Annotated in this window: 4 protein-coding genes; 2 read left to right on the forward strand and 2 right to left on the reverse strand. The window is 75.4% G+C overall.

Annotation, left to right across the window (positions count from 1 at the left end):
• Positions 1-156: 156 nt before the first annotated feature.
• Positions 157-456, reverse strand: a complete 300-nt coding sequence (locus IF43_RS41870; RefSeq protein WP_030209079.1) for a hypothetical protein — start codon at positions 454-456, stop codon at positions 157-159.
• A gap of 235 nt (positions 457-691) precedes the next feature.
• Positions 692-3,475, reverse strand: a complete 2,784-nt coding sequence (locus IF43_RS0132115) for a lysylphosphatidylglycerol synthase transmembrane domain-containing protein (RefSeq protein WP_078910615.1) — start codon at positions 3,473-3,475, stop codon at positions 692-694.
• Positions 3,476-3,594: 119 nt separating this feature from the next.
• Here IF43_RS0132115 and IF43_RS0132120 point away from each other — a divergent pair, with 119 nt between their 5' ends.
• The gene (locus IF43_RS0132120; protein WP_051796588.1) at positions 3,595-3,954 is read left to right on the forward strand and encodes an MGMT family protein; all 360 of its coding nucleotides are present in this window, start codon (positions 3,595-3,597) and stop codon (positions 3,952-3,954) included.
• Between the two features lie 350 nt (positions 3,955-4,304).
• On the forward strand, positions 4,305-7,652 hold the full coding sequence (locus IF43_RS0132125) for an ATP-dependent helicase (RefSeq protein ID WP_199922817.1): 3,348 nt from the start codon (positions 4,305-4,307) through the stop codon (positions 7,650-7,652).
• Positions 7,653-8,023 lie beyond the last annotated feature (371 nt).

Genomic DNA, 8,023 nt, shown 5'->3' on the forward strand with positions numbered 1-8,023 from the left:
GCGCTGAGAACTCAAGCGGATGCGTCGGTGGCGCGACGGACGGTTGTCCGTCGCGCCACTGGAAGGGGTGAAGACTCGTAACTTTCGCGCTCGCACCGCGTTCCGGCGCGGTAAAACGGCCGCACCGCGGCCGCTCGGGGGCCCGGCCGGCCGCGGTCAGGCGGCCCCGGCGAGCACCTTCAGGCGCCGGTGCACCGGGAGTCCTGTGCCGGTCGCGGGCGCGACGCCCGCGACCGCGCCGGTGGACACCGCCACCGGAGGGTACGCGTGGCAGCCGGGGCCGACCGCGCGGTCGAGGAACGCGCCGAGCAGGTCGGCCGGTTCGGCGGGCGCCCCGGCGAGGGCCGCACGGAGCTGCGGGAGTTCGCCGTACAGGTGGGGGTCGGGATGGCGCGGGCAACGGCCCGCGGCGAGTCGTACCAGGGCATCAGGGGTCAGGGCCTCCGCAGCCGTCAACGCCTTCGGGTGGGGCTGAGGTTGAGCATCACACGCGGGCCGCCGCTCTCCCTGACGGGACACTCGGCATCCGGTGGATCCGGCGGATGTCCGCCGGCCCGTGCCGACGGTGCGTCGCGCCGTCCGGCGGAACTGGCGCCGCAGGTCCCGGGCCGCAGTGGCCAACTGCCGGAACTCGGCGGCCGCGTGGCCGTGGCGGGGCGGGCCGGCCCCGCCACGGCCACGGCCGGATCCCCTAGAGCGCGCCCTTCCGCGTCAGGTGGTTGAACGACACCCAGCCCGGCAGCACCGGCAGCCAGAAGGTCATGAGCCGGAACAGCAGCACCGCCGACAGGGCGATCTCCTTGTCCACCCCGATCGCGACCAGACCGAGGGTCAGGGTGGTCTCCACCGCGCCCAGGCCGCCCGGGGTCGGCGCGGCCGAGCCGAGCGCGTTGCCGGCCAGGAAGACCACCGCGATGCTGGCGTAGCTCGCCGTCGTCGAGCCCCCGAACGCCCGCAGCGAGGCGTCCAGGCACATCACGAACGAGGCCGTCAGCAGCAGCATGCCGCCGATGCCCGTGAGGAGCTTCTGCGGCCGCTGGAGAACGTCCAGCATGCGCGGGACCACGCCCGCGAACAGCGCCCGCACCCGGCTGGCGACGAACTTCCGCAGGAACGGCACCGCCGTCACCACCAGCACCAGCACCGCGACCGTCAGCAGACCCGCGATCACCGTCCGGGACGGGGTCATCTCGGGCGTCTTCTCGGTCCCGGTCAGGTACCCGAAGGCCAGCAGCAGCAGGATGTGGCTGCCCAGGCCGAACAGCTGCGAGGCGCCCACGCTCGCCACCGCGAGCCCCGGCCGGACCCCGGAGCGCTGCAGGAAGCGCGTGTTCAGCGCCACCCCGCCGACCGCCGCCGGCGCCACGAGCTTCACGAAGGAGCCCGCCACCTGCGCCAGCACCGTCTTGAGGAACGGCACCCGCTCGGGCACGAAGCCCAGCAGGCTCATCGCCGCCGCGAAGTAGCTGAGCACCGAGAACGCCATCGCGACCGCCACCCAGCCCCACTGCGCCTCGCCGATGACCTGGGCGAAGTTGATGTGGGTCAGCTGCGACAGCAGGAAGTACGCGGCGAACGCACCCGCGATGAAGCTGACCAGCGTGCGCGGCCGGATCCGCTCCAGCCGGGCCGGCTCGACCGGCGCCTGCGGGCGGATCAGCAGCACCTGCTGGCGGATCTGGCTGAGCAGGTCCTCCTCACGGGCCTCCTCCAGGGCCACGTCCAGGGCCCGCTTCTCCGCCTTGCGCTCCGCCTTCTCGGTCCGCACCGCCTTGCCCGCGGCCTTGCCCGCCGCGGTGTCGGCGCCCGCGGCCGCCTCCTCGTGCGAAGCCCGCTCGCGGGCCTCCTTCTCGGCCTTCGAGGCCGCCAGCACGGCCTCCCGCTCGCGCTGCGCCCGCTCCCGGGCCAGCCGCCGCAGCGTGGTCCGGGTCGACCGGCTCAGCGCGATCGGCTGGAGCAGCGGCAGGCAGTCCGCCACCGCGTCCCCGCCCAGCACCGCTACCGCCGCCGCCACCGAGCGCTCCGCCCCGACCCGCAGCCCGAGCGTGGTCAGCAGCTGCGCGATGTCCATGCGCAGCACCAGGTCGCCGGCCGCGATCTCGCCGCCCCGCAGGTCGGTCAGGACGACGTTGCCGGAACGATCCACCAGCAGCGCGTCGCCCGCCAGCCTGCGGTGCGCGATGCGCCGCGACTGCAGCGCCCTGACCTGTTCCCACGCGCTGCGGACCAGCTCGTCCGAGATCTCCTCGTCCGGCAGGGCGTCCAGGGTCCGGCCGCCGATGTGCTCGTACACGAGCATCACCGCGTCGGGCCCGAGCTCGGAGGTGGCGATCAGCTTCGGCGCGTTCGCCCCGGCGGCGATGGCGGCGTACGCGAGCAGCGCCTCCTGCTCCAGGGCCTGGCGCAGCGACTGGAGGCTGCGCCGGGTGGTGATCCCGCGCAGCGTGAGCCGGCGCCACACCCGGTAGAAGAAGCCCTGGGCCTGCTGCTCGCGGTCGACCACCGTGACGTCCAGCGGCGGCCCGTCCTCCAGCGTGACGATGTAGCGGCGGCCCCGGTCGGTGTGCTCGGCGTTCTCCGGCTCCTCCTCCGCACGCATGGCGCTGACCGGCTGGAAGCCGACCCGGCGCAGGCCCGCGAGGAGGTTCTGGCCGGTGGGCCGGACATTGGGGGAGCCGACCGCGTAGAGCGTGCCGTACGCCACCGTCCAGCCGATCAGCACGGTCAGGACGATCGAGAACGGCGTGGTGTAGCCGCCGACCAGCATCGCGAGCGCGTCGAGCAGCAGCACCACCCACAGCGCCACCCGCCAGCGCGGCCGCCGGGTCATCCCGACCGCCGTCATGTACGCGATCACCGGCGCGAGGTAGCCGTGCACCGGGTCGGTGAAGGACTCACCGGGCCCCTGCGGCATGGTCAGCGCGTCCTTGATGGTGTCGGACGCGGCCCTGGCCACCCACAGGTCGGTGGCGAGCGTCACACCGTGCGCCAGCACGGCCGCCAGCACGCCGTCCGCGATCCGCAGGCCGTCGCGTTTGATCAGCCGCTCGATGGCGAAGGCCACCGGCACCAGCAGCACCGCGATGCTCGACACCAGGCCCGCGAGCTTGATGAGCAGGTCCGGGGCCTGCCCGGTGCCCTCGCGGATGTCCGACTCCAGGCCCACGGTCGTGCCGTGCGCGAAGGCCGCGATGGCCAGCACGACCGCGATCCCGAGGATGCCCACGAGCAGGCGCACCAGGTCGGAGGGCCGGTGCACGCGCGCAGCGAGCAGCGGCTCGTCGCCCTCGAGTGGGTCGACGAAGCCCTCGTCGGGGCCCTGCGCGCTCACGCCCTGCTCCTTCTCGTGCGTCGGCTCGTGCCTCGGCTCGTGCGTCGGCTCGTGCGTCGGCGCGTCCGTGTCGCGCGCCGCCCGCTGGTCCTGCGAGCTCTCGTCCGGCGTCTCGCGCGACGCCTCTTCTTGTTCTCGTATCACCAGTCACCGCCCGGAAGATGGTGGCACGGACCGGCTGTGCGGGCAGGCATCAGGGTGCGCCGCGGCGTGCGCGGGGCGTGCGGGACCGGTCCGGACGCAGGTCGCGGGGGTACGGCACCATGGGCGGAATGACACCCGCCGCACCCCTTCAGGATCTGCCCGACTACGCGGAGCGCGTACTGGAGCTCGCCGAGCGGATTCCGCCCGGCCGGGTGATGACGTACGGGGACGTGGCCGAATGGCTCGGGGAGGGCGGACCCCGCCAGGTGGGCCGGGTCATGGCACTGTACGGCGGCGCGGTGCCCTGGTGGCGCGTGGTCCGCGCGGACGGGGTGCTGCTCCCGGGCCACGAGCTGCGCGCCCTCGGGCACTACCGGGAGGAGGGCACTCCGCTGCGGGAGGCCTCCCGGACGGCCGAGGGGCACGTACCCCGGCTCGACGTGCGGCGGGCGCGCTGGGACGGGCAGGACGGCGCCTAGGACGGCGCCCAGGGCCCGCCACGGGCGTCCCCCGGGGCCCCGGCGACCCGCCGGGCGCCCGGGAGCGGCGAGGGGGCGCCCGGGAGCGGCGAGCGGGCGGCGCACGGGCAGCGGCCCGTGCGCCGGGCGGGCCCCGCGGGGGGCCGTACGTCCGTACGGGGGATGAGCGCCCGGCCCGGGGGTTCCGGCGCCGTGCGCGGCGGGGGCCGATTGGCGTAGCGTCTTCCCTTCGAGTTCTCTTCGAGCGCCCTCGCTCGGAGCCTTCAGCACATCCACCACCAAGGCCGGCGACCCACGTGAGTTCCTCCCCTTCCACCCGTCGTACGCGGACCACCGACGCGTACCGACTGGTGCGCACCGGGCCGGAGCAGGCGGGTCCACCCGCAGGGGACGCAGCGCAGCGGGCGGTGGTTGAGCACCGCGGTGCACCGCTGCTGGTCCTCGCCGGCCCCGGTACGGGCAAGAGCACCACCCTCGTCGAGGCCGTCGCCGACCGGGTCGCCGGAGGCACCGACCCGTCCCGGGTGCTCGTCCTCACCTTCGGCCGCAAGGCGGCCGTGGAGCTGCGCGACCGGATGGCGGTGCGGCTGGGCGGCGCGCGGGCGCCGCAGGCGACCACCTTCCACTCCTTCTGCTACGCCCTGGTCCGCGCCCACCAGCCCACCGAGCTGTTCTCCGAACCCCTGCGGCTGCTCTCGGGACCGGAGCAGGACGTCATGGTGCGGGACCTGCTGGAGGGCCAGCGGGGTCTGGACGCCATCCGGTGGCCCGACGACCTGCGGGCCTGCCTGACCACGCGCGGCTTCGCGGACGAGGTCCGGGCCGTGCTCGCCCGCACCCGCGAGCTGGGGCTCTCGCCGACGGCGCTGGGCGACTTCGCCCGCCGCCAGGGGCGGCCCGACTGGGGCGCGGCGGCCGCCTTCCTGGCCGAGTACCTCGACGTGCTCGACCTCACCGGGGCCGTCGACTACACCGAGCTCGTCCACCGGGCGGCGGTGCTCGCGGAGTCCTCGGCCGAGGTGTGGGGCCGGTGGGACGCGGTCTTCGTCGACGAGTACCAGGACACCGACCCCTCCCAGATCCGGCTGCTGAAGGCCCTCGGCGCCGGCCGGGACCTGGTCGCCTTCGGCGACCCCGACCAGTCGATCTACGCCTTCCGCGGTGCCGACGTCAACGGCATCCTCGGTTTCCGGGACGACTTCCCCGGCGCCGTGGTGAAGGTGCTCGGCACCTCGCGCCGCTCCAGGGCCAACCTGCTGGCCGCCACCCGCCTGCTGACCTCCCGGATGCCGATGCCGCGGCTGCCGGCCGCAGCCGTACGGGCCCACCGGGCGCTGACCCCGACCCGGCCGGGCGGGTCGGTCGAGGTCTTCACGTACCCGTCGGCGGGCGCGGAGCTGGACAACATCGCCGACCTGCTGCGGCGGGCCCACCTGGAGGACGGGGTGCCGTGGCAGGACATGGCGGTCCTGGTGCGCGCCGGCGGCCGCACCCTGCCGGCCGTGCGCCGCGCCCTCACCTCGGCGGGCGTCCCCGTCGAGACCTCCGGCGCCGACGTCCCGCTCCGCCACGAACCCGCCGTCACCCCGCTCCTGACGGCCCTGCGCGTCGTCGCCACGGCCGCGGCCTCCACCGTGCTCGGGACCCCGGACTCCGGATCGGGGGCGGCCGCCGAGGTGGAGGTCGAGGTGCAGGTGGAGGCTGAGGTCGAGGTCGAGGCCGAGGTGGAGGCTGAGGTCGAGGCCGAGGTGGAGGCTGAGGTCGAGGCCGAGGTGGAGGCCGAGGGCGAAGGCGAGGTGGAGGCCCCGGCCGGTCGCGGCGAGGGCTGGATCGGGGTCGAGGCGGCCCTGGACCTGCTCGGCTCGCCGCTCGGCGGCATGGACGCCGCCGACCTGCGCCGCCTCGGCCGGGCGCTGCGCGAGGAGGAGCGGGCCGCGGGCAACCCCGTACCGCCCCCGAGCGACGTCCTGCTCGCCCGCGCCCTCGCGGAGCCCGAGCGGCTCACCGCCCACGACCCCGCCCACGCCCGCGGCGCCCAGAACCTCGGCACCCTGCTCCGCAAGACCCGCGAGCTCCTCGAGGGCGGCGGCACCGCCGAGGAGGCCCTGTGGGAGCTGTGGAGCGGCACCCGCTGGCCGGTCCGGCTGGAGCGCGCCGCCCGCCGCGGCGGCCCCGCCGGCCGCAACGCAGACCGTGACCTCGACGCCGTCTGCGCGCTGTTCGAGACCGCTGCCCGTGCCGAGGAGCGCACGGGCGGCCGCGGCGCGCTCAACTTCCTCGAAGAGGTCGAGGCCCAGGACATCGCCGCCGACACCCTTGCCAAGCGGGCCGGCCGGCACGACGCCGTACGCCTCATGACCGCCCACCGCTCCAAGGGCCTCGAATGGTCCCTGGTCGTCGTGGCGGGCGTGCAGGAAGGGCTCTGGCCCGACCTGCGGCGCCGCGGCTCCCTCCTCGAAGCCGACCGGATCGGCCGCGACGGCCTCGCCGAGCCCCTCACCCCCGGTGCCCTGCTCGCCGAGGAGCGCCGGCTCTTCTACGTGGCCGCCACCCGCGCCCGCGACCGGCTCGTCGTCACCGCCGTCAAGGCTCCCGCCGACGACGGCGACCAGCCCTCCCGCTTCCTCACCGAGCTCGGCGTCGCACCCAAGGACGTCACCGGCCGGCCGCGCCGCCCGCTCGCCGTCGCCGCGCTCGTCGCCGAGCTGCGTGCCACGACCGTCGACCCCGCCGCCTCCCCGGCCCTGCGCGAAGCGGCCGCCAGACGCCTGGCCCGGCTCGCCGACCTCGCCGACGAGGACGGCCAGCCGCTGGTCCCCGCCGCCCACCCGCACCGCTGGTGGGGCCTGTACGAGCCCACCCGCGCGCCCGCTCCGCTGCGCGACCGCGACCGCCCGCTGTCCCTCTCGCCCAGCTCCCTGGAACAGCTCACCGACACCTGCTCGCTGCAGTGGTTCCTGGGCCGCGAGGTCAAGGCCGACGCCCCCGCCACCACCGCCCAGGGCTTCGGGAACGTCGTCCACGTCCTCGCGGACGAGGTGGCCTCCGGCCGGACCCCGGCCGACCTCGCCGTCCTGATGGAGCGGCTGGACTCGGTGTGGGACGCGCTCGCCTTCGACGCTCCCTGGAAGTCCCGGCAGGAGAAGGAGAACGCCCGCGCCGCTTTGGAACGCTTCCTGCGCTGGCACGTCTCCGACCGCGGCGGCCGCGCCCCGGTCGCCACCGAGCACGCCTTCGACGTGACCCTGGGGGCCGGCGACTACGAGGTGCGCATCAAGGGCTCCATGGACCGGGTCGAGGCCGACCCGCAGGGCCGCGCGTACGTCGTCGACTTCAAGACCGGTCGGTCCGCCCCGACCAAGGACGAGGTCGCCCGCCATGCGCAGCTGGCGGTGTACCAGCTCGCGGTGCGCGAGGGCGCCGTCGACGAGGCCTTCGACGGTGTGCGCCCGGTCCCCGGCGGCGCCGAACTGGTCCAGCTCCGCCAGGACGCCCCCAAGAAGGACGGCGGCGAGGGAGTGCCCAAGGTCCAGGCCCAGGAGGCGCTGTCCGGCGAGTGGGTCGGCGACCTCCTGGCCACCGCCGCCGGCCGCGTCCTCGACGAGCGCTTCACGCCCGAGACGGGGCGCCACTGCACGTTCTGTTCCTTCCGCACCTCGTGCACCGCCCGGCCGGAGGGGCGCCAGATCCTCGACTGATGCGGGTGCTGTGGGTGCTGCGGGTGCTGCGGGTGCTGCGGGTCTGCGGGTGGTGCGGGTCTGCGGGTGGTGCGGGTGATGCGGTTTGTGCGGGCTGTGCGGCTCACGCGGTCGCTGCGGTTCGTGCGGTTGGGTGGGGCGTGGTTCCGGTACCGCCGGCCGGCTCGCTTCGGGGGGTGGCCCGGTGTCGGGGCCTGCTGCTCGCTTCGGGGGTGGGTCCCGTGGTGTGTGGGTCCCCTCGGCGCTTGACAGGGGCGGCCTGCAGGCCCTGAGGCAGGCCCACCCCGAGGGCTTTGGGGCTTCGCCCTGGCCTTCGGCCACCCTCGGCCCGGGCCTGCCTCCGGACCAGCCTGCCACCCCTGTCAAGCGCC

The sequence above is a fragment of the Streptomyces sp. NRRL S-87 genome (genome assembly GCF_000719335.1).
Lineage (GTDB): Bacteria > Actinomycetota > Actinomycetes > Streptomycetales > Streptomycetaceae > Streptomyces.